Annotated in this window: 18 protein-coding genes; 9 read left to right on the top strand and 9 right to left on the bottom strand. The window is 66.1% G+C overall.

The genetic code is table 11. The annotated features are described in order from the left end of the window. The first annotated feature begins 136 nt into the window (after window positions 1-136). Both lpdA and AC4AMJ_RS20625 read left to right on the top strand, forming a co-directional pair. Window positions 137-1,522, top strand: coding sequence for a dihydrolipoyl dehydrogenase (lpdA, locus tag AC4AMJ_RS20630; RefSeq protein ID WP_489914375.1), 1,386 nt, complete (start codon window positions 137-139; stop codon window positions 1,520-1,522). A 298-nt stretch (window positions 1,523-1,820) separates the two neighbouring features. Beyond that, window positions 1,821-2,699, top strand: a complete 879-nt coding sequence (locus AC4AMJ_RS20625; protein ID WP_489914373.1) for a DNA-3-methyladenine glycosylase family protein — start codon at window positions 1,821-1,823, stop codon at window positions 2,697-2,699. 7 nt (window positions 2,700-2,706) lie between these two features. On the opposite strand, the gene AC4AMJ_RS20620 is transcribed toward AC4AMJ_RS20625, so the two are convergent. Both AC4AMJ_RS20620 and AC4AMJ_RS20615 read right to left on the bottom strand, forming a co-directional pair. Next, window positions 2,707-3,348 (bottom strand): class I SAM-dependent methyltransferase, encoded by a 642-nt coding sequence (locus AC4AMJ_RS20620; RefSeq protein ID WP_489914371.1) that lies wholly within the window; start codon window positions 3,346-3,348, stop codon window positions 2,707-2,709. Between the two features lie 30 nt (window positions 3,349-3,378). Further along, window positions 3,379-3,915 (bottom strand): carboxymuconolactone decarboxylase family protein, encoded by a 537-nt coding sequence (locus AC4AMJ_RS20615; RefSeq protein WP_489914369.1) that lies wholly within the window; start codon window positions 3,913-3,915, stop codon window positions 3,379-3,381. A 25-nt stretch (window positions 3,916-3,940) separates the two neighbouring features. Between AC4AMJ_RS20615 and AC4AMJ_RS20610 the strand changes: the two genes are divergently transcribed. Beyond that, window positions 3,941-4,408 carry a MaoC family dehydratase gene (locus AC4AMJ_RS20610; protein WP_489899286.1) on the top strand — a complete coding sequence of 156 codons (468 nt, stop codon included), beginning with the start codon at window positions 3,941-3,943 and terminating at the stop codon, window positions 4,406-4,408. A gap of 318 nt (window positions 4,409-4,726) precedes the next feature. Here AC4AMJ_RS20610 and AC4AMJ_RS20605 read toward each other — a convergent pair whose 3' ends face one another. The 3 genes from AC4AMJ_RS20605 to ramB form a co-directional block, all read right to left on the bottom strand. Continuing rightward, window positions 4,727-6,130, bottom strand: a complete 1,404-nt coding sequence (locus AC4AMJ_RS20605) for a lipase family protein (protein ID WP_489914367.1) — start codon at window positions 6,128-6,130, stop codon at window positions 4,727-4,729. A gap of 185 nt (window positions 6,131-6,315) precedes the next feature. Further along, on the bottom strand, window positions 6,316-7,731 hold the full coding sequence (locus AC4AMJ_RS20600; protein ID WP_489914365.1) for a lipase family protein: 1,416 nt from the start codon (window positions 7,729-7,731) through the stop codon (window positions 6,316-6,318). A gap of 148 nt (window positions 7,732-7,879) precedes the next feature. Then, window positions 7,880-9,298, bottom strand: a complete 1,419-nt coding sequence (gene ramB / locus AC4AMJ_RS20595; protein ID WP_489899289.1) for an acetate metabolism transcriptional regulator RamB — start codon at window positions 9,296-9,298, stop codon at window positions 7,880-7,882. A gap of 41 nt (window positions 9,299-9,339) precedes the next feature. On the opposite strand from ramB, the gene AC4AMJ_RS20590 reads away from it, so the two are divergent. The 4 genes from AC4AMJ_RS20590 to AC4AMJ_RS20575 all read left to right on the top strand — a co-directional run bounded on the left by AC4AMJ_RS20590 (window position 9,340) and on the right by AC4AMJ_RS20575 (window position 13,990). Then, entirely contained in the window at window positions 9,340-10,140 is an 801-nt protein-coding gene (locus tag AC4AMJ_RS20590) for a hypothetical protein (RefSeq protein ID WP_489918478.1), read from the top strand. Window positions 10,141-10,534: 394 nt separating this feature from the next. Next, the gene (aceA, locus tag AC4AMJ_RS20585; protein WP_489899290.1) at window positions 10,535-11,830 is read left to right on the top strand and encodes an isocitrate lyase; all 1,296 of its coding nucleotides are present in this window, start codon (window positions 10,535-10,537) and stop codon (window positions 11,828-11,830) included. A 157-nt stretch (window positions 11,831-11,987) separates the two neighbouring features. Beyond that, a complete protein-coding gene (locus AC4AMJ_RS20580; protein ID WP_489899291.1) occupies window positions 11,988-12,872 on the top strand; it encodes a 3-hydroxybutyryl-CoA dehydrogenase in 885 nt (294 codons plus the stop codon). Window positions 12,873-13,231: 359 nt separating this feature from the next. After that, window positions 13,232-13,990 (top strand): heparin-binding hemagglutinin, encoded by a 759-nt coding sequence (locus AC4AMJ_RS20575; protein WP_489899292.1) that lies wholly within the window; start codon window positions 13,232-13,234, stop codon window positions 13,988-13,990. A 79-nt stretch (window positions 13,991-14,069) separates the two neighbouring features. Here the strand turns inward: AC4AMJ_RS20575 and AC4AMJ_RS20570 are convergent, their stop codons facing one another. Then, window positions 14,070-14,597: a helix-turn-helix domain-containing protein gene (locus tag AC4AMJ_RS20570; protein ID WP_489899293.1), complete on the bottom strand. Its 528-nt coding sequence runs from the start codon at window positions 14,595-14,597 to the stop codon at window positions 14,070-14,072. Window positions 14,598-14,669: 72 nt separating this feature from the next. Here AC4AMJ_RS20570 and AC4AMJ_RS20565 point away from each other — a divergent pair, with 72 nt between their 5' ends. Continuing rightward, complete coding sequence (locus tag AC4AMJ_RS20565; protein ID WP_489914363.1) at window positions 14,670-15,848, top strand: benzoate/H(+) symporter BenE family transporter; 1,179 nt, start codon at window positions 14,670-14,672, stop codon at window positions 15,846-15,848. A gap of 6 nt (window positions 15,849-15,854) precedes the next feature. Here the strand turns inward: AC4AMJ_RS20565 and AC4AMJ_RS20560 are convergent, their stop codons facing one another. Genes AC4AMJ_RS20560 through AC4AMJ_RS20550 form a run of 3 tightly spaced genes read right to left on the bottom strand, consistent with a single transcriptional unit; the run spans window position 15,855 to window position 18,380 of the window. Further along, window positions 15,855-16,724 carry a polyphosphate kinase 2 family protein gene (locus AC4AMJ_RS20560; protein WP_489914361.1) on the bottom strand — a complete coding sequence of 290 codons (870 nt, stop codon included), beginning with the start codon at window positions 16,722-16,724 and terminating at the stop codon, window positions 15,855-15,857. After that, on the bottom strand, window positions 16,717-17,535 hold the full coding sequence (locus tag AC4AMJ_RS20555; protein WP_489914359.1) for an SDR family NAD(P)-dependent oxidoreductase: 819 nt from the start codon (window positions 17,533-17,535) through the stop codon (window positions 16,717-16,719). The genes AC4AMJ_RS20560 and AC4AMJ_RS20555 overlap by 8 nt, the downstream gene beginning before the upstream one ends. Next, window positions 17,532-18,380 carry a TetR/AcrR family transcriptional regulator gene (locus AC4AMJ_RS20550; RefSeq protein WP_489918477.1) on the bottom strand — a complete coding sequence of 283 codons (849 nt, stop codon included), beginning with the start codon at window positions 18,378-18,380 and terminating at the stop codon, window positions 17,532-17,534. Before AC4AMJ_RS20550 ends, AC4AMJ_RS20555 begins: the two co-directional genes overlap by 4 nt. 40 nt (window positions 18,381-18,420) lie before the next feature. Here AC4AMJ_RS20550 and AC4AMJ_RS20545 point away from each other — a divergent pair, with 40 nt between their 5' ends. Further along, window positions 18,421-19,773 carry a DUF445 domain-containing protein gene (locus AC4AMJ_RS20545; protein ID WP_489899297.1) on the top strand — a complete coding sequence of 451 codons (1,353 nt, stop codon included), beginning with the start codon at window positions 18,421-18,423 and terminating at the stop codon, window positions 19,771-19,773. Window positions 19,774-19,820: the final 47 nt, after the last annotated feature.

Genomic DNA, 19,820 nt, shown 5'->3' with positions numbered 1-19,820 from the left:
GTGGCGCGGGTCGTCGACGATTCGCGCCACCCGACACGATCAGGGTTGTCGGAATCGACCCGCGGGAACGGGAAAGTTACCCCCGGGTACGGGGACGCCCTGCGGCCACGACATGGTCCGACGTAGGCTGGCAGGCGTGTCTGAACACTTTCAAACAGTTGTCCTGGGTGCAGGTCCAGGTGGGTATGTGGCCGCGATCCGGTCCGCCCAGCTGGGCATGAAAACCGCCGTCATCGAAGAGAAGTACTGGGGCGGCGTCTGTCTCAACGTTGGATGCATCCCATCCAAGGCGCTTCTGCGGAACGCCGAGTTGGCCCACATCTTCAACCATCAGGCGAAGACCTTCGGCATGTCCGGCGACGTCTCGTTCGACTTCGGCGCGGCGTTCGACCGCAGCCGCAAGGTGTCGGAGGGGATCGTCAAGGGCGTCCACTTCCTGATGAAGAAGAACAAGATCACCGAGATCGACGGGTACGGGAAGTTCAAGGACGCCAAGACCATCGTCGTGGGAGATCGGGAGATCACCTTCGACAACGTCATCATCAACACCGGCTCGACGGTGAAGCTGCTGCCCGGCGTCGAACTGTCGGACAACGTGGTCACCTACGAGACCCAGATCCTGACCCGTGAGCTGCCGAAATCGATCGTCATCGTCGGTGCCGGCGCCATCGGTATGGAGTTCGGCTACGTGCTCGCCAACTACGGCGTCGACGTCACCATCGTCGAGTTCCTCGACCGGGTGCTGCCCAACGAAGACGCCGACGCGTCCAAGGCCATCGCCAAGGAGTACAAGAAGCTCGGCGTCAAGGTGCTGACCTCCACCAAGGTGCAGTCCGTCAAGGACAACGGCGACAGTGTGACCGTCAGCTACAAAGACGCCAAGGACAACGACGGTGATATCACCGTCGACAAGGTCCTCATGTCCGTCGGTTTCGCCCCGCGTGTCGAGGGCTTCGGCCTGGAGAACACCGGTGTCAAGCTGACCGATCGGGGCGCCATCGACATCGACGACTTCATGCGCACCAACGTCGACGGCATCTACGCAATCGGCGACGTCACCGCCAAGCTGATGCTCGCGCACGTCGCCGAGGCCCAGGGCGTCGTCGCGGCGGAGACGATGGCCGGCGCCGAGACCATGACGCTCGGCGACTACCGATTCATGCCGCGCGCCACCTTCTGCCAGCCGCAGGTCGCGTCGTTCGGACTCACCGAGGCCCAGGCCAAGGACGAGGGGTACAACGTGAAGGCGACGACCTTCCCGTTCAGCGCCAACGGCAAGGCCCAGGGCCTCGGCGAGACGGCCGGTTTCGCCAAGCTGCTGACCAACGCCGACACCGACGAACTGCTCGGCGGGCACCTGGTGGGCGACAATGTCTCGGAGATGCTCCCGGAGATGACCCTGGCCCACAAGTGGGATCTGACCGCCAAGGAGCTCGCTCGTAACGTGCACACCCACCCGACGCTGAGTGAGGCGCTGCAGGAGACCTTCCACGGCGCGATCGGGCACATGATCAATTTGTAGGTTCGTGTAGCCGGGTTGGGATTCGAATCGTGTCGAGTTTCGAATCGCGGCGGGTTTCGAACGGCGGCAAGTTTCGGATCGTGTCGAGTTTCGAATCGCGTCGAGAGAACCCGAAATTTCGCCGAGAGAACCCAGATTTCCGTCGAGAGCATCTGTTTCGTGGGCGGGCTGGGTTCTCTCGACGAAATTTCGGGTTCTCTCGACCGCCGTGCTGGGCGCGTTCTGTGCGTGAGCTTCCGATTGCCGTGCCGGGGCCCACCCATGCGTGAGCTTCCGACCGCCGTGCTGGGCGCATCGGATGGGTGAGCTCGCCCGCGAGTGGGCGCCCGGCTTTTTGCTCGATATCCGGGCGACCGTCGGGCTGCATCGTCGGGGGTCCGGGGACCCGGCGTTCACGTATGCGCGCGACGGATCGGTATGGCGCGCGGTGTACACCCCCGACGGGCCGGGCACCCTGACCATCCGATCGGACGGCACGACGATCGCCGCCCGTGCGTGGGGGCCGGGTGGCGAGTGGCTACTGGAACAGATGCCCGACTTTCTCGGTGCATCCGACGATCCCGGGGCCCTCCGACCGCGTGATCCGGTCGTCGAAGCGCTCGTGCGTCGGTCCGACGGGCTCCGCATCGGCCGCACCGACCGCGTCTGGGAAGCACTGGTGCCCGCCATCCTGGAACAGAAGGTCGTCGGCCGGGAGGCCTGGCGTGCATGGCGATATCTGTTGCGACGCTTCGGTGAACCGGCTCCCGGTCCGGTCCCGGACACCATGCGGGTACCACCGCCGCAGTCGGCGTGGGTGCGGATCCCGAGTTGGGACTGGCATCGCTCCGGTATCGAACCCGTGCGGATGCGTACGATTCGTGGCGCCGCGACGATGGAGGTGGAACGCCACCCCGACCACCTGCGTCTGCTCCGCGGCGTCGGCCGATGGACCGAGGCGGAGACCCGATCGCGTGCCGTCGGCGACGCCGACGTCGTCAACGTCGGCGACTATCACATCCCGAAACTGGTCGGCCTCACCCTGATCGGCGAACCCGTCGACGACGACGGCATGCTCGAACTGCTCGAACCCTATGCGGGACAACGGCAGAGAATCATCCGGATGATCGAGCTACACGGCGCCCGTCCGGAGCGTCACGGCCACCGGATGTCGGTCCGCGACTACCGGGACATCTGAGCCGTGCTCAGGCCGTCTTGGTTGCCAACAGGTACTGTCCCTGGCCGGTGATCGTCTGCTCGACGTGTTCGGCCCCGGCGGCCCGAAGGCGCTCGATGATCTCGTGCCTGTCGAAGATGTGATAGCCCGACAACTCGGCGACGGTGCGTACGCCGGGAAGCGCTGCGAGATCGGTACTGACCGACGTGAAGATCGCGATCTCGCCGCCCGGTCGGGTCACCCGCACGAGCTCGTCGACCACAGGCAGCGGGTCAGGGATGAGGTACAACGCGGCAAGGCAGGTTACGGCGTCGAAGACGTTGTCCGCGAACGGGATCGCATGGGCGTCCGCACGGATGAAGATCGCCCGCGATGTCGCGTTCGTCTCGGCGGCCTTTGACAGCATCGCCGGTGAGTAGTCGATTCCGATACACCGGCCGTCACCGGTCAGGCCGTCGGCGAATCGTCGCGTGTAGTTACCTGGACCGCACGCGACGTCGAGCATCAACCTTTCGCCCGGGCGCGACAGGTATGCGGTCAACGCCCGGTCGAAGTCCGCCGTCCCCGTGCCGCCCAGGCTGAACAGTCGGGTGAACACCGGCCGCCAGAGGCCCTCGTACACATGCGAGAACACCGCGTTGTGCATCATCCGCTGAGCTATCGAATTCACAGTGATCCCCCCAGAACCCGGTGTCCTCGATCAGACCCGGGTGTCGCGCTCGACCCGCAATGTGCCGATCGTCGTCGCCAGCATGTCGTATTGACCGACCAGGAGCACGAACTCGACCAGTCGTGCGTCGTCGAGGTGGCGCCGCAACGCCGACCATGTCGCGTCGGTGATGTCCCGGGTGCCGACCAACTCATCCGCGGCATTCAGGAGGGATCGTTCGCGGTCGCCCCATCCCGCGTCCGGGCCTTCCAGTACGCGGTCGAAGATCTGCCCGGTGATACCGGCACGCGCGCCCAGTCGACGGTGATGATCGAGTTCGTAGGCGCAGTCGCGCAGGTGGGCCACCCGGACGATGATCATCTCGGTTTCCTTGCGCGACAACGAACCAAATGGCATCAGCCGCGCACCGAAGTGCAGCCATCCGCGGAACAGGCCCCTCGCCCGTCCCAGGGTGGAGAAGATGTGTGCATCGTCGACCCCGATGACGCGGGCGGCTGCGCGAGCGAACAGCCAGTTGAACGGACCGAGGTCACCGAAGCCGCCCGGTGTGACTCGAGGAGTGCTCATGAGGCCACGGTAGACTACCTGAACTATGACGAGCACCACACCACGTACGTTCACCAGTGTCGAGGAAATGAAGGCGGCCATCGGGGAGGACCTGGGCTCCGGTGAGTGGATGGAGATCGACCAGGAGCGGATCAACGCCTTCGCGGATGCCACCGGCGATCACCAGTGGATCCACATCGATCCCGAACGGGCGAAGGACGGGCCGTTCGGCGCGACGATCGCCCACGGATATCTGACGCTCTCACTTCTCCCGGTTCTGGCAGGCGGCATCTTCACCGTCGAGGGCCCCAAGCTGGTCATCAACTACGGGCAGAACAAGGTGCGCTTCCCCAACCCGGTCAAGGTCGGCTCGCGGATCCGTTCCAACGCTGTCATCAAGTCCGTCGACGAGACCCCGGCGGGCGTCAGCATGGTCGTCACGAACACCATCGAGATCGAGGGCGTCGACAAGCCCGCCTGCGTCGCGGAGAGCGTCCGCGTCATGGTCTACTGACCTGCCTCGGGGTGCCCTTCGTGACGCATCCTCGCAGGCTCGGAGGCTCCTCAGGGACCGGGTGGCGGATTCCGATGTACGTCGCCGACTCTTGAGCCAGGGACGTGTGCTTTCCCGTTCGCTGAGGAGCCCCGGAATTTGCGACGGTGCGTTGCCCACCGTTTCCTGAGGAGCCCCGGAGCTTGCGACGGTGCGTTGCCCACCGATCCCTGAGGAGGTCCGGAGCTTGCGACGGTGCGTTGCCCACCGATCCCTGAGGAGGTCCGGAGCGCTAGCGGAGGACCGTCACGAAGGGCCCCTTCGTGACGCACCGTCGGATCACTTCGCCGGGCATCCGTTCTGCGCCGGGTGTCCGGCGAGGCGGTCCTCGAGCCACTTCATCGCGTCGGGGAACGCCACGAAGACGGTCGTCATGTGTTCGCCCGGGTACTCGCGGTAGGTGGCATCGGTGCCGAGCCGGCATTGCTCATCGAACAGATCGCGGGCCTGGCTCGCCGGAATCCACCACTCCTCGGCGCCGTGGTAGATGAACTCCGGCATGGCCGACTTCATCCCGGCCATCTTGGTGACCTCGAAGATCTTCTCCGCGACCGGCGAATGGTAAGGGTCGGGGTCGTTGGAGAGCGCCTGGGTCGGCACGAACGTGGCGCCGAAGTTACCCATCGTCCCGGTACACAGATTCTTGAAGAAGTCGTTGGACGCCAGCCAGCGCGCCACGTTGTTGGCCATCGGAAGCAGTTCCGGCCGCTCACGGGCGATGCCCAGGATCGCCGCGTGGTAGACACCGGTCGCGAGATTGGCGTTCATGCTCGCCGCGAGTACCCGGTAGTCGGCGGGGACGCCGCCGATCGCGGCGCCCACGAATCGGCCGGCCACGTCGGGCGCGTACGAACTCGCGAGCTTGGTGGTCGCGTTGGTGGCGATCGCGCCTCCGGAGTAGCCGAGCATCCCGATCGGACCGCGGCCGAAGTTGCGCTTGTCGTACGAGGCCGCAGCACGGACGGCGTCGAGCACGACGTGCGCGGCGACGTATGGCTCGGCGTAGGCCATGCGCGGGCCGGTGTGGTCCGGAACGATCACCGCATAACCCTTTTCGAGCGAATCCTGGGTGGTCGGCGGGTTCAGATCGGTGTTGTTCGTGTCCCCGCTCTTGCCATGCGAGAGCGTGTACCCGGTGGTGCAACGGGTGCCCAACGCGACGATCGGCGGGTTGTTCACCATGACCGGCCGGGCGCCGGGGCCCTTCCACGGAGTCGGGGGCACGAACAGGGTGGCGGTGCCGAAGATCGGGCGGTCCGCTGCGTCGCGGGTCGCGAACTTGAGCTGACGTGCGTAGCCGACCTTGACCTCCAGCAGCGGTGCCGCGACCGGGGCGACATCACGGGTCTGCAGGATCTCGCCGGGTCGATGCTGTGCCAGGTCGGCCGGCCAGTGATCGAAGAAGGAGTCACCGGTGGGGGACGGCATGACCGCTTCACGGAATTCCTGGAGCTCGCGCGATGCCCCTGGCGTCACCGCCCGAGCCGGTATCGACTTCAGTTGGGGAACCGGGGGCGGAGGCACCATCGAATCGACCTGGTTGGGGAACTGTGCCGGGGCCGGCCTCAGATTCGGCGGTTCGGCGAGGGCGGTGCCGGTCCCGATGGTCGTGGCGGCGGCCAACACCGCGATCAACGACGTTCGCAGCATCGTTCTGACGGACTTGGACGGCCGCGCCGGCATCGGTGACTCCTCAGTGCTGTAGCGAGTCTCCGGACGCGTGCCGTCGATCCGACAGCAGTTGTCCGAGTTTTCACTTCTCAAACATTTCTCGAAGGATTCTAAGCGCGCGCACAGACAACTGCCGCGTGGGTGCCGACTGGGTCAGATGTATTAGTACGTTTGGTCTAACGTCAACCGCGCGGGGTTCATTGGCATTCGTTGGGCGCCGGGATGCCGCGTAGCCGCTGGTCGAGCCAGTCGAGTGCCCCCGGGTATCCAAGGACGTCGGCAGACAGGTGCTCACCGAACACCTCGCGATATGCGGCGCTTCCGCCGAGTCGGCACTGCCGGCGGTACAGCTCTCGCGCGCCGGCGGCCGGGATCCACCACTCGTGGGTGCCTTGGTAGATGTACAGCGGCACCACCGACCGGAGATCGGCCATCGTGGTCACCCGGTAGATGTGCTCGGCGACGGGGGAGTGAAACGGGTCAGGGTCATTCGACATCAACTGCATCGGCCAGAAGGTGGCGCCGGCCAGTGCGGTCGGCGTGGTGCAGACGTTCTTCAACGGCGAGGTGGCGAACCACTGTCCGAAGTGATTTGCCATCGTGAGGATCTCGGGTCGTTCGCGGGCGATGCCGAACGTCGCCGCATGGAACAGGCCGGTGGCGAGATTCGCGTTCATGCTGCCGACCAGCATGCGGAAATCGGCCGGTACGCCGCCGAGTGCGGCCCCGACGACACGGTCGGCCAGTTCCGGTGCGTAACTGCTCAACAACTTCGTCGCGCCGTTGGTGGCGATGGCACCACCTGAGTATCCGGTCATGGCGATTCGCGAGGCCCCGAACGACTTTCGATCCAGGTTCGTCAACGCTCGGATCGCATCGAGAACGACATGGCCGGCGACCACCGGCTCGGCGTAGGCCATCCGAGGGCCCTGATGGTCGGGGATCAACACCGTGTATCCACGGGTCAACGCGAGTTGAGTGGTCGGCGGGATCAGGTCGGTCATATTGGTGGCGATCGAGAAACCGTGTGCCAGTGTGAAACCCGGATCGCAGGCGGTGCCGAGTGAATCGATGGGCAGATTGTTGACGACGATGGGACGTGGGCCGCGGAAAGTCGTGCGGCTCACCAGGACGGTCGCGGTGCCGAACGACGGGTTGCCGGTGGCGTCGGTGCTGCGGAACTTGATCAGCCGCGCGTAGCGGATGGGTGCGGTCACCACTGGTGCGGCCGTGACGGTTACGTCGCGGGTCGCGATGATCTGGCCCGGGGAGCGCGCCGCGAGGTCATCGGGCCAGCGGTCGAACATGGGGTCTCCGGTCGGCGACGGGAGAATGGCCTCTCGCAATTCCTGGATGCGGTGGTCGAATCCGTGTGCCTGCGCCCGTAGCGGGATTCGTTCCAGATGCGGGACCGGTGCTCCCGGGAACGCGTCGTTGATGGCGGCCGGCACCTGCGCCGGAACGGGCAGCATGTTGGGTGGATCAGAGGCCGCGGGAGGTGCTCCGATCGTAGTGGTCAGTGCCGCCACCATGGTGCACGTCACCACTACGCCGAGGGTGGCCACACCACCCCGGAATCGCAGGGCCGCAAGGTAAGAGCGTGTCCGCGTCATTGCGCACTCCCTCTTCAGGGGTGAGGGGAATCCCCGATGACCTCCTCACTGCACGCAGCGTACGACCATTTTCAGGTCGATTGACCGGGACGAGCGACCCACTGGTCGAACTGTGATGTATTTGTGACGTGTGTTACCAGAGTTGTGATCAGCTCGTCATGTATGGCGATACGGTGCTGCGGTGTTCGTTGATCTGCAGCGCGGCACCGAGCGCCGGAAAGGCGCGCTGCGGACAGTTCTGGCGCTCGCACACCCGGCAGCCGGCGCCGATCGGTGTGACAGTGGCCTGCGGGCCGATCTCGAGGCCGTCGGAGTAGATCACCCGACCCGCGTGGCGCAGTTCGCATCCGAGTCCGATCGCGAAGGTCTTCCCGGGTTGTCCGTAGCGCGCCGCCCGACGTTCCACGGTGCGGGCCACCCAGAAATAGTCACGGCCATCGGGCATCTCGGCGATCTGGGTCAGAATCTTGCCCGGGGAGGCGAAGGTCTCGTAGACGGCCCACAGTGGGCAGGTGCCGCCGCTGGACGAGAAGTGGAATCCGGTGGCCGACTGTCGCTTCGACATGTTGCCCGCCCGGTCGACGCGGACGAACGACCACGGGATACCGCGCAGATTCGGTCGCTGCAATGTCGAGAGGCGGTGGCAGATGGTTTCGTAGGACAGCGAGTAGAACGCTGAGAGGCGCTCGATGTCGTAGCGGAAATCTTCTGCGGCGCCGTGGAACTGGCGGTAGGGCAGGACGGCTGCTGCGGAGAAGTAGTTGGCCAGGCCGAGCAGTGCCAGCGATCGCGCGTCGTCGCTCGTGAAGTTTCCGTCGTCGGCGAGTTTCTCCAGAAGGTCCCGGTATTCGAGGAAGCACAGCTCGGTGGCGAGTTTCATGGCGCGTTGACCGGCGGACAGCGCGGCGGAGAACTCGAGACGTCGGGTCTCCGGATCGAAGCGGTGCAACGTGTAGTCGCCGAGGTCGACGCGGCGCACGATGCTGACGCCGTGGACGTTCTCCAACCGGTTGGCGATCTCGCGGCGGATATCGCCCGAGTGCATCCGCATCCGGTCGGTCATCTCCTCGGCCGCGATGTCGAGTTCGTGGATGTAGTTGCGCCGCTGATAGAAGTAGTCGCGCACCTCTTCGTGCGGTGCGGTGATGGCGCCGCGCATGCTCCGGTCGCCGCGTTCATCGGTGGCGGCGGCCAGCTGATCGGTGGCGATCCGGTAGCGCTGGTGCAGGTTGACCATGGCCTGCGCGATCTCCGGGTGTGCGGCGACGACGGAACTGATCTCGTGGGCCTCGATGGCCGCCGGCGGCGCCTCGACGTCGTCGTCGAGCAGCACCTCGCGCAGTTCGGCGACCAGGCGCACGTTGTCCTGCGTGTCGAAGAACTCCTCATCGATGCCGAAGACCTCGGTGATCTTCGACAGCACGGGAACGGTCAGCGGCCGCGCGTCGTGCTCGATCTGGTTGAGATACGACGGTGAGATGGCCAGCGACTGGGCCAGGGCCACCTGCGACAACCCGCGTTCCGAACGGAGCTGGCGCAGTCGAGAACCGACGTAGGTCTTGGTCATGGCAACCTCCACGTCCAGGGTACGGTGACCGCGTGCGAGTCATGGCGCTGCGTCGACGGGGGGAGTCGAGTCGACGTGCGGGCTCGGTTCGGGGTCGTGCCGGCGGCGTGGTCACCGCGATGGCCGTGGCGATGGCGATGGTCTCCGGATGCGATGTGGGGCCGACCAGCGGGGCCGGGTCGTCCACGTCTGCGGTCCCGGCGGATCTCCTGCTCAGGCCCGATCAGCTCCCGGGCGGATTCGCCACGACGCAGTTGTCGGTCGCCGAGCTCGTGGCCGGCAATCAGGCGCCCATCGATGTGGCGAAGGCGGCCGCGGTCGCCCCGCCGGAGTGCCGGCCGACTGCCGACGCCGAACTCAATCCGCAGCTGACGGCCGCCAACTCGGCGGTCATCGCGGCACGCACCGACTCCGCCTCCCTGGTCGAGCTGGTGACGAGTGCGCGCCGCGACATCGAGTCGGACGTGCGGGTCAGCACCGGCCGCTGCGCGACGACGACCACGGTGGTCGGGAGCGGCAGTATGCGAGGCGCCCACATCGTGACCCGGTACACCGAACTGCCCGCGCCCGAGGCCGTCCGCGAGTCATCGGCGGTCGACCTGTCGCTGCTGCTTCGCTCGGAGGTCACGACGACGCTGCCCGATGGCGCCGCCACCACACAGGTGGGCTACGCGGCGTACGCCGCTGTCGTCGACGACGGCGCTCAGCCGATGACCGTGCAACTCACCGCCGCGGGCTCTGCGACACCTGCCGCCGACCCGCCGACCGCACCGTCTCCACCGATGAGCGACGCGACGTTCACGGCCTTGTTCGGTGATGCGGTGGCCGCCGCCACGCGCTGAGCGACACCCGGCCACGGAGTGAAAGCCGTCACATATTCGGCGACTCGGCACCGGGGTTAGGTTTCTCGATCGCAATCCGGGACGCCGCTCGCGAGAACCGGTAGGCTGGCAAAAACGCAGTACGCGCGTACTTTTTGGGATGCGAACCCACAACTTTCGCATCCGATGATTCGCAAAATTTGCAAAACCACACCGAAATATGGCCCGATTTTGCATCTCTCAGGGGTTGGACCAGCGTGTTTGTCGTATGGCACCCTTGTCTCAGACACCGCCGGATGACGCGGATTTGTTCGCACAATTTGCGCCACAGATTCTCGTCGCGAGAGCTCTGTCTGTCAGCAGACCGTCCCGGGCGCCACCGGGGCGAAGCAGGACAACGAAAGCGAAGTAGGCAATGAGCAACGTCGGAAAGCCACGTACCGCCGCCGAGATCCAGCAGGATTGGGACACCAATCCGCGTTGGAAGGGCATCACCCGCGACTACACCGCCGAGTCGGTCGCCGAGCTGCAGGGCTCGGTCGTCGAGGAGCAGACCCTCGCCCGCCGCGGCGCCGAGATCCTCTGGGACGGCGTCACCAAGGGCGACGGAAGCTACATCAACGCACTCGGTGCACTGACCGGTAACCAGGCCGTCCAGCAGGTCCGTGCGGGCCTCAAGGCCGTCTACCTCTCCGGCTGGCAGGTCGCCGGCGACGCGAACCTCTCCGGGCACACCTACCCCGACCAGTCGCTCTACCCGGCCAACTCGGTGCCGAGCGTTGTGCGTCGTATCAACAACGCGCTGCTGCGTGCCGACGAGATCGCCCGCGTCGAGGGCGACGACTCGGTGGACAACTGGGTCGTGCCGATCGTCGCCGATGGTGAGGCCGGCTTCGGTGGTGCACTCAACGTCTATGAGCTGCAGAAGGCCATGATCGCCGCGGGTGCCGCCGGTACCCACTGGGAGGATCAGCTCGCGTCGGAGAAGAAGTGCGGCCACCTCGGTGGCAAGGTGCTCATCCCCACCCAGCAGCACATCCGCACCCTGAGCGCGGCCCGTCTGGCCGCTGACGTCGCCAACGTCCCGACCGTGGTCATCGCCCGCACCGACGCCGAGGCCGCAACCCTCATCACCTCGGACGTCGACGACCGCGACAAGCCGTTCGTGACCGGTGAGCGCACCGCCGAGGGCTACTACCACGTGAAGAACGGCATCGAGCCCTGCATCGCGCGTGCGAAGTCGTACGCCCCCTATGCGGACATGATCTGGATGGAGACCGGTACCCCGGATCTCGAGCTCGCCCGCAAGTTCGCCGAGTCCGTCAAGTCCGAGTTCCCGGACCAGCTGCTGTCCTACAACTGCAGCCCGTCCTTCAACTGGAGCAAGCACCTCGACGACAGCACCATCGCCAAGTTCCAGAACGAGCTGGGCGCCATGGGCTTCACCTTCCAGTTCATCACGCTGGCCGGCTTCCACTCGCTCAACTACGGCATGTTCGACCTGGCCTACGGCTACGCCCGCGAGCAGATGACCGCCTTCGTCGACCTGCAGAACCGCGAGTTCAAGGCAGCCGATGAGCGTGGCTTCACCGCCGTCAAGCACCAGCGTGAGGTCGGCGCCGGCTACTTCGACAACATCGCCACCACCGTCGACCCGACCAGCTCGACCACCGCGCTGAAGGGTTCGACCGAGGAAGGCCAGTTCCACTAGGAGCTGATCCGCCTCTCCGGAATTTGGCGAGCTGTCAGGCGGTCCGCGGCTATCGCTGCGGGCCGCCTGCTGGCATATCGGCGGGTTTGCCCGTACCCCTGCAGGGTTACCCGCATCTCGCCGGATCTGTTGTCACGTAAGCATTTCAGGAGCGTTCATGGCCAGCGAGAAGATCTCCCGGGTGGGCGTCGTCGGTGCGGGACAGATGGGTGCCGGGATCGCCGAGGTGTGTGCACGCGCGCACGCCGATGTGCTGGTCTATGAGTCCACCCGCGAACTCGCCTCGGCAGGTCGCGCTCGCATCCTGCGATCGTTGGACCGTGGTGTCTCGAGCGGCAAACTGACCCAGCGGGAGCGTGAGCAGGCCTCGGGTCGCCTTCGGTTCACCTCTGACCTCGGGGATTTCGCCGACCGTCAACTCGTCTGCGAGGCCGTCGTCGAGGACGAGGCGGTCAAGACCGAGATCTTCACCGAGCTCGACAAGATCGTCACCGATCCCGACGCCGTGCTGGCCTCCAATACGTCGTCGATCCCGGTCATGAAGCTGGGCATGGCCACGGCCAATGCCCATCGGGTGATCGGCCTTCACTTCTTCAACCCGGTACCGGTGCTGCCGCTCGTCGAGCTCGTCACCACCCTCATGACCACGCCGGAGGTCACCGAACGGGCAGAGGCCTTCGCCCATGACGTGCTCGGCAAGCAGGTCGTCCGGTCGGCCGACCGCTCCGGCTTCGTCGTCAATGCCCTCCTGGTGCCGTATCTGCTGTCGGCGATCCGTATGGCGGAGAGCGGTTTTGCCACCGCCGAGGACATCGACAAGGCGATGGTCCTGGGCTGCGCACACCCGATGGGCCCACTGAAGCTCGCCGACCTCGTCGGGCTCGACACCGTGAAGGCCATCGCGGACAAGATGTATGAGGAGTTCAAGGAACCCCTCTACTCGCCGCCGCCGTTGCTGCTGCGCATGGTGGAGGCGGGCCGGATCGGCAAGAAGGCCGGTCGCGGTTTCTACCACTACGGCGAGAACGGCTCGAATCGCTGAGCTCAGCGCACCTGCGTTGGTCGAGCGGCCGCATCGAGCCGCCGGCCCAGCCCGCCCCCGTTCGCATGCGGCGCCACACCCGCCCGTTCGCCGGGCGGTCTTTGTCATCTGTGTAGACAACAGATCAACGAGACGTGACATCTCCCACCTGCGCTAGCACTCTGCTTGCATTTGCTAGCAAGACGTGGATACTGGTTAGTGGAACCAAGGAAGCGGCACCGAAAACGCCGTCGACATGGACGACACGTCGGATGGCCCGTGGGGTGGCCATCCGGTAACCCGGCGCCGCAGCGTTCAACGCCGCAGCGCAATTGGTGACCAACACAATCAACCGCACATATGACTTGAAGGAGTTAGCTGTGAGCGAATCGACACGCACGCTGGCCAACCCGATCTACGCCGCCGTGGGCGCAGGTGACTACGTCGTCACCCAGTTCAACGACATCATCGCGCAGCTGCGCGAGCGCACCGAGGCCGCGACCGAATCCGCGCAGGCCCGTCTCGAGGAGACCCGGGGCACCGCGCAGGCGCGCTTCGAGGAGACCAAGACCACCGCGCAGGCGCGCTTCGAAGAGACCAAGACACGCATCAACTCGCTGCCCGAGGACGTTCCGGCCGGCATCGAGGAGCTGCGCGGCAAGATCAGCACCGAGGAACTGCGCAAGGTTGCCGAGGGCTATCTCGACACCGCGACCGAGTTCTACAACTCGCTCGCCGAGCGTGGCGAGGAGACCGTCGAGCGTCTGCGTCAGCAGCCGGTCGTCCAGGAGAACCTGGGTCGCGCGGAGAAGTACTACAACGAGGCCGTCGACCTGACCGAGGACGCTCTCGGCGTCGTCTCCTCGCAGACCCGTGGGGTCGGCGAGCGGGCGGCCAAGCTCACCGGCATCGTGAGCAGCAAGGTCGAGGACGTCGCCGCCGACATCGAAGAGGCCGGCGAGACCATCAAGAGCGAAACCGCTGACGTTGCCTCCGAGATCGGTGGCGCCGCAGGCACGGTCGAGGCGAAGGCTCGTACATCCAATGCGTCGCCGGCCAAGAAGGTCGCGGCCGCCAAGAAGGCTCCGGCCAAGAAGGCTCCCGCCAAGAAGGCTCCGGCCAAGAAGGCGACCAGCTGACCTGAGATAAGTTCTCGGTAAAGATCATTCGACCCCGCTCGCGCCACCGCGAGCGGGGTCGAATGCTGTCCGGGGTGCGTCAGCGGGACGGTGAACGGATGGTCAGCACGGCGGTGGCGCCGTCGTCGCTGCGATAGGTGTGGTCGGAGTCGCTGAGCCATCGCAACGATTCGCCCGGCTCCGCGTGTGCCTCGAATCCGGCCGGTCCGGCGGTGAGAATCCCGGTCACCACGAGCACGTGCTCGCTCACGCCCGGCCCGTGGGCGGGCGAGACGCGGGTTCCGCCGGGCAACACCGTCAGCCAGAAGACCTCGGTGGTCGAGCCGTCGGCGTGATGCTCCACATGCAGCAGTTGCGCCCGGAGGTGCTCGCCGCTGCCCTCGGTCCCGGCCTCCTCGCCGAGCAACGCGGTCAGCGGGACGCCGAGCGGGCCTGCGACGGCGTACAGCGTGTCGAGCGTCGGATTGCGCTGTCCGGTCTCGATCTCGGACAAGGAGCCCTTGCCGATGCCGGCACGTCGCGCGAGCTCGGACAGGGAGAGCCCGCGGTCGTTACGCAACGCGGCGATGCGATTGCCGACGGCTTGTCGGCGTCGTTCGACACTCACTCTGGACGCTCTCACTCTCGTCGGGACGCGGTGGCGTTCTGTTTACGGAACGTTTCGGGTATTCTCGCTCGGGTGACCATCACAGCACAATCCCGGCTGCAGCAACCCATCGTCGCGGGCATCGTCACCGCACTCGTCGGGTTCACGTCGTCGTTCGCGGTGGTCATCGCGGGTCTTCAGGCTGTCGGCGCCTCGCCGGAACAGGCGGCCTCGGGACTACTCGCGCTCACGGTTCTCTTCGGGCTCGGCATCATCGTGCTCTGTGTTCGGTCGCGCGCGCCTGTCACGCTCGCATGGTCGACTCCGGGCGCCGCCCTGCTCGCGAGCATGGGTGCCTCTTATCACGCGGGTTGGGCCGCCGCCGTCGGCGCGTTCGCGGTGGTCGGGGTGCTGATCGTGCTCACCGGACTGATACCGGTGCTCGGCGAGTTGATCTCGCGGATCCCGACAGCGATCGCCCAGGCGATGTTGGCCGGTGTGCTGCTCACGCTGTGTCTGGCCCCGATGCACTCGTTGGTCGCCGAGCCGCTGCTCACCGTCCCCGTGCTCGCGGTGTGGTTGATCGCGACGCGGTGGCTGCCGCGGTGGGCGTTGCCACTCACCTTGGCCACGGCGTTGGTGGTCATCGGGGTGTATGTCGCCGTGCGTGGAGCCGACAGCACGACCACGGCCCATTGGCTTCCCACCCTGACGATCACGGTTCCGCACCTCGACGTCGGGGCGATCGTGGGCATCGCGGTGCCGCTGTACATCGTGACCATGGCGTCCCAGAACATCCCGGGCGTCGCGGTGCTCTCGTCGTTCGGCTACGCGACGCCGTGGCGTGCCGCGATGAGCGTCACGGGGATGGGGACGATCGTTGCGGCGCCGTTCGGCGGTCACGCGATCAACCTCGCCGCGCTGTCGGCGGCGCTGGCCGCAGGCGATGAGGCCGGACCTGACCGGTCGCGCCGATGGATCGCCGGTGTGTCCGCGGGAATCACGTACTTCGTCCTGGCGGGACTGTCCGGAACGCTGGTCACCATCGCGGCCATCGCCCCGGGCGGACTCGTGGAAGCCGTTGCCGGACTGGCGCTTCTGGGCACGTTCGCCGCGGCGATCGTCGGCGCCTTCACGGCGGTGCACACGCGCGTTCCCGCTGCGCTGACGTTCGTCGCCGCCGCCTCGGGCGTCACCTTCTTCGGGATCGGTGGCGCGTTCTGGGGATTGATGATCGGTCTGCTGGCGTATGCAGTGCTGAGAGGTCGATAGGAATGTTCAATCGCTCAGTGCGGCAACACGTTTCTTTTCCACCTCGAGGTCGAAGTCGGCCCGGGGCCAGGTGAGGTCGAGGCCCTCGAGCGCGTGGATGAGCAGTTCGCAGACCGCGAGTCGTGAGAACCACTTCCGGTCGGCCGGGATGAGGTACCAGGGCGCCGAATCGGTGTCGCAACGGTCGAAGATCGCTTGGTACGCCTCGAGATAGGAATCCCAGAAGGCGCGCTCGTCGATGTCACCGGGATTGTATTTCCAGTGCTTGTCTTCTCGTTCCAGGCGCTCGGTGAGGCGACTCTTCTGCTCGGACCTCGACACCACCAGGCAGCACTTGATGATCGTGGTCCCCGACGCCACGAGGTCACGCTCGAACTGGTTGATGACCGCGTACCGGTTCTCCCACTCCGATTGCGGAACCAGATTGTGCACGCGAACCGGCAGCACGTCCTCGTAATGGGAGCGGTCGAAGATGCCGATCCGCCCGCCCGGCGGCAGCGCCTTGTGGATTCGCCAGAGAAAGTCATGCGACAGCTCTTCCGGTGTCGGCTTGCCGAAACCCTTGATGGACAGCCCCTGTGGGTCGACCATTCCGCCGACGTGGCGCACGATCCCGCCCTTACCCGCGGTGTCCATGCCCTGCAGGACCAGCAACACCGAGCGATGGTCGCCCGACCTCCCGTTGGCGTACAGGAGTTCCTGGAGGTCGGCGAGCACCTGGCCTCGTTCCGTCAGCAACTCCTCGCCGTCGTCCTTGTCGTCCGTGAAACCCGGTGTGGAGGACGGATCGAACTCGGCGATCGGCCCGGTCGCAGTGACCCGCAGCGCTTCGGCCGCCGGCGTCGCCCAGCCCGACTTCGTGTCGTGTTCACCCATGAACGTTCTGCTCCTTGATCACAGATGCGCGAGGCGGAAACAACGGCCCGCCGCCGAACGCGTCGCGATGGGAGTCCGGCGGGGTGCCGTCGTTGTTCGTGATGCCATACGCCGCACCGAGTTCGGAGGTCACCAGGGTATGCCCGTTGCGTTCGGCCAGGTCGGGGTCGTCGGCCAGCGCGGCGATGACACGTCCGACGAACTCGGGGTCCTCGGCCCGCTGTAGCGAAAACCCGGCGAACTCGTCGACTCCCAGTGAGAGCAGCAGTTCGGTCCGGATGAGGCCCAGCCACAGCGACACCGCGGTCACCCCGGTTCCGTGCAGCTCATGCCCCATGTCGAAGGCCATCTTGTCCAGACCGCTCTTGCTCATGCCGTACAGGACCGAATGCAGGTGTCCACGTGAGCCGAACGACGAGATCGACGCGATCAGTCCGGTGCCGCGATCGACCATCATCCGGGCCGCATGCACCGAAGCGACGTAGTGCGCTCGCAGACCCACGCCGATCAGCGTGTCCCAATCGTCGACCGGCCGCTCCCAGAAACGGTCGGAGAATCCGCCGAAACCCTTGGGCGCCGCCCAGGCGTTGTTGACCAGCAGATCGAGGCCGTCGGTGTTGCGTTCGAGGTGGGCGAAGACCTCCGCGACGGCGTCGTCGTCGGTGTGGTCGCACGCCAGTGCCGTCGCCCCGTCCGGGCCGGTCCCGTGCCGCGACGTCACGAAGACCGACCATCCCGCTTCGACGAGTGCGGTGGCGACGCCCTTCCCGACGCCGCGGCTGCCACCCGTGACCAGTGCGGTACGGCTCATTCGGTCTCCACGTCCTCGAGGTGCACGATGTTCTCGGAATCCGCCTTGCTGTCGGTGGTCGCGCGTGGGCGCGGAAGATCCGTCGGATCGGGGAGGGGTGGCGGCGCCGCCACGAACGCCTCGCGCGACCCGTTGACCGCGGCGATCCCGACGATCGAACTCCACGACAACATGGTCAGGTAGTCGATCAGGTCCGCGACCGGGATGGACCGGTCTGCCATCCACCAGTCCACGGCGCGCTGGATCGCCCCGACGAGGGCATTGGACCAGACCGCGGCGCCCGAGGTGTCGGCATCGCGCTCGGCCATCCGCATCACGAGCACATTGGTCATCAGTTGGGCCACCAGCTTCTCCGAGTCCGCGGTGGCCGCGGATGCGGGTGTGCCACTGAGCGCGAACTTGTACAGGTTGGGCTGGTCGGCGACCGCTTCCACGTAGACGCCGATGACGGTCCGGGTCAGCGTGTACTCGTCGACGTCGTCGGTGATCGCGTCGGTCAGGCTGGGGAGCAGCGTCGTCTCGAAGAACCGGACCGCAGTGGCCACGCCGAGGTCGTTCTTGTCGGAGAAGTACCGATAGAGCACGGTCTTGGACACCCCGATGTGGGTGGCGATCTCGTCCATCCCGACGTCGGGACCGAGGGTGCGGACCGCGTCCATCGTGCCGTCGATGAGTTCTGTGCGCCGGGCGGCCTTGTGCTTTTCCCACCGCTGGCGACGGCCGTCGGGCTTGTCGACGGGGTCGCCACCCGAACCCAACAACGCGTGTTCGAGGCCCCGGGTCACATTCGCGGCGGCGGCCACGGCGGCGCGAGCGGCAGCCGCGGGACTCGGGCGGTTGGGCATCACCTGGCTAGCGTAGTGGGTGGGGGGTAAAACTGGTCCAATGCCGCCAACAGTCATTTCGGACGTATCCGATCGGTCGGATGGTCCTGCCGCGGCGGGGCCGCCGCGGACGTCTCCCGGCTTCGGGGCCGACAGCGCGGGCGATCCTTCGCGTCGCCGTGACCTGCGCAGAATGAAGGCGGTTGCGACCGGGTTCCTCCTGCTCGCCGCCGTCATCTACCTGTTCACGCGCTATCTCGAGCACCGTGACGGCGTCGACGTCGCGGCCTGGGTGGGGTATGTCCGCGCGGCATCCGAGGCGGGCATGGTGGGTGCGCTCGCCGACTGGTTCGCGGTGACCGCGCTCTTCAAACACCCGCTCGGTCTGCCCATCCCGCACACCGCGCTGATCCGGAAGAAGAAGGACGACATCGGCGACCAGCTCGGTGGCTTCATCGAAGAGAACTTCATGACGCCGGAGGTGATCGAACACCGGGCCGAGAGCCTCGACCTCCCGCGCCGGCTGTCGTCGTGGTTCGCCGACCCCGTCAACGCGCCGCGGGTCTCCGACGAGGCGGCGCGGCTCATCTCGCTCGCCGCGGAGATGCTGCGCGACGAGGACATCGAGCAGCTGATCGAGCATGCGATCCGATGGGCGGGGGAGCCGGAGTGGGCGCAGCCGCTCGGCCGGATCCTCGAACAGCTCATCGCCGAGGACCGGCTCGAACCGGTGTTCCAGCTGGCCTGCGATCGCGCCCACGACTGGGCCCTCGGCAGCCAGGATCTGATCGATCGGGTGGTCGATCAGGACGTCGGGCCGTCGTGGAAGCCGAAGTTCGTCAACGTGCTGCTCGGTGACAAGATCTATCGGGAACTGGTCGACTTCACCTACAAGGTGAAGACCGATCCGCAGCATCAGCTGCGTCGGTCGATGCATCAGTTCGTCGAGCAGTTCGCCGATGACCTGCAGCACGATCCGGAGATGATCGCTCGGTTCGAGAACATCAAGCAGGAACTGATCGGGCGCGACGAGGTCTCCGATGCGGCGTCGACCGCGTGGAAGACCGGCAAGGCGGTCATCGAGCAGATGCTCACCGACCCGAACAGCACGCTGCGGAACTCGTTGTCGGATGCGGCGATCCGCCTGGCGATCCGGATTCGCGACGATCGTCCGTTGCAGGAGAAGATGAACGGCTGGGTGGTGCGCGCTGCCCGCCACATCGCTGCCAACTACTCCCAGGAGATCATCGCGGTGATCACCGAGACGGTGCGCGGTTGGGACGCCGACGACACCAGCCGGAAGATCGAGTTGCAGGTCGGACGTGACCTGCAGTTCATCCGGATCAACGGGACGGTCGTCGGCGCACTGGCCGGTCTCGCGATCTACACGGTGTCGGTACTGATCTTCGGTTAGCGGTTTGCTTGCACGTGCTAGCACACCCGGCCGATACTGATGAAGAC

Source organism: Gordonia sp. LMA484 (genome assembly GCF_058129505.1).
The sequence above is the reverse complement of the archived record's forward strand: the minus strand, read 5'-3'. Positions and strand labels throughout refer to the sequence as shown.

What these genes read in the sequence shown, in the direction of transcription:
- ramB (WP_489899289.1), bottom strand. Translation starts at nt 9,298, where the DNA reads ATGACCAAGACCTACGTCGGTTCTCGACTGCGCCAGCTCCGTTCGGAA.
- AC4AMJ_RS20550 (WP_489918477.1), bottom strand. Translation starts at nt 18,380, where the DNA reads ATGCCCAACCGCCCGAGTCCCGCGGCTGCCGCTCGCGCCGCCGTGGCC.
- AC4AMJ_RS20580 (WP_489899291.1), top strand. Translation starts at nt 11,988, where the DNA reads ATGGCCAGCGAGAAGATCTCCCGGGTGGGCGTCGTCGGTGCGGGACAG.
- AC4AMJ_RS20545 (WP_489899297.1), top strand. Translation starts at nt 18,421, where the DNA reads ATGCCGCCAACAGTCATTTCGGACGTATCCGATCGGTCGGATGGTCCT.
- AC4AMJ_RS20625 (WP_489914373.1), top strand. Translation starts at nt 1,821, where the DNA reads ATGGGTGAGCTCGCCCGCGAGTGGGCGCCCGGCTTTTTGCTCGATATC.
- AC4AMJ_RS20590 (WP_489918478.1), top strand. Translation starts at nt 9,340, where the DNA reads ATGGCGCTGCGTCGACGGGGGGAGTCGAGTCGACGTGCGGGCTCGGTT.
- AC4AMJ_RS20605 (WP_489914367.1), bottom strand. Translation starts at nt 6,130, where the DNA reads ATGCCGGCGCGGCCGTCCAAGTCCGTCAGAACGATGCTGCGAACGTCG.
- AC4AMJ_RS20600 (WP_489914365.1), bottom strand. Translation starts at nt 7,731, where the DNA reads ATGACGCGGACACGCTCTTACCTTGCGGCCCTGCGATTCCGGGGTGGT.
- AC4AMJ_RS20615 (WP_489914369.1), bottom strand. Translation starts at nt 3,915, where the DNA reads ATGAGCACTCCTCGAGTCACACCGGGCGGCTTCGGTGACCTCGGTCCG.
- AC4AMJ_RS20610 (WP_489899286.1), top strand. Translation starts at nt 3,941, where the DNA reads ATGACGAGCACCACACCACGTACGTTCACCAGTGTCGAGGAAATGAAG.
- AC4AMJ_RS20560 (WP_489914361.1), bottom strand. Translation starts at nt 16,724, where the DNA reads ATGGGTGAACACGACACGAAGTCGGGCTGGGCGACGCCGGCGGCCGAA.
- aceA (WP_489899290.1), top strand. Translation starts at nt 10,535, where the DNA reads ATGAGCAACGTCGGAAAGCCACGTACCGCCGCCGAGATCCAGCAGGAT.
- AC4AMJ_RS20555 (WP_489914359.1), bottom strand. Translation starts at nt 17,535, where the DNA reads ATGAGCCGTACCGCACTGGTCACGGGTGGCAGCCGCGGCGTCGGGAAG.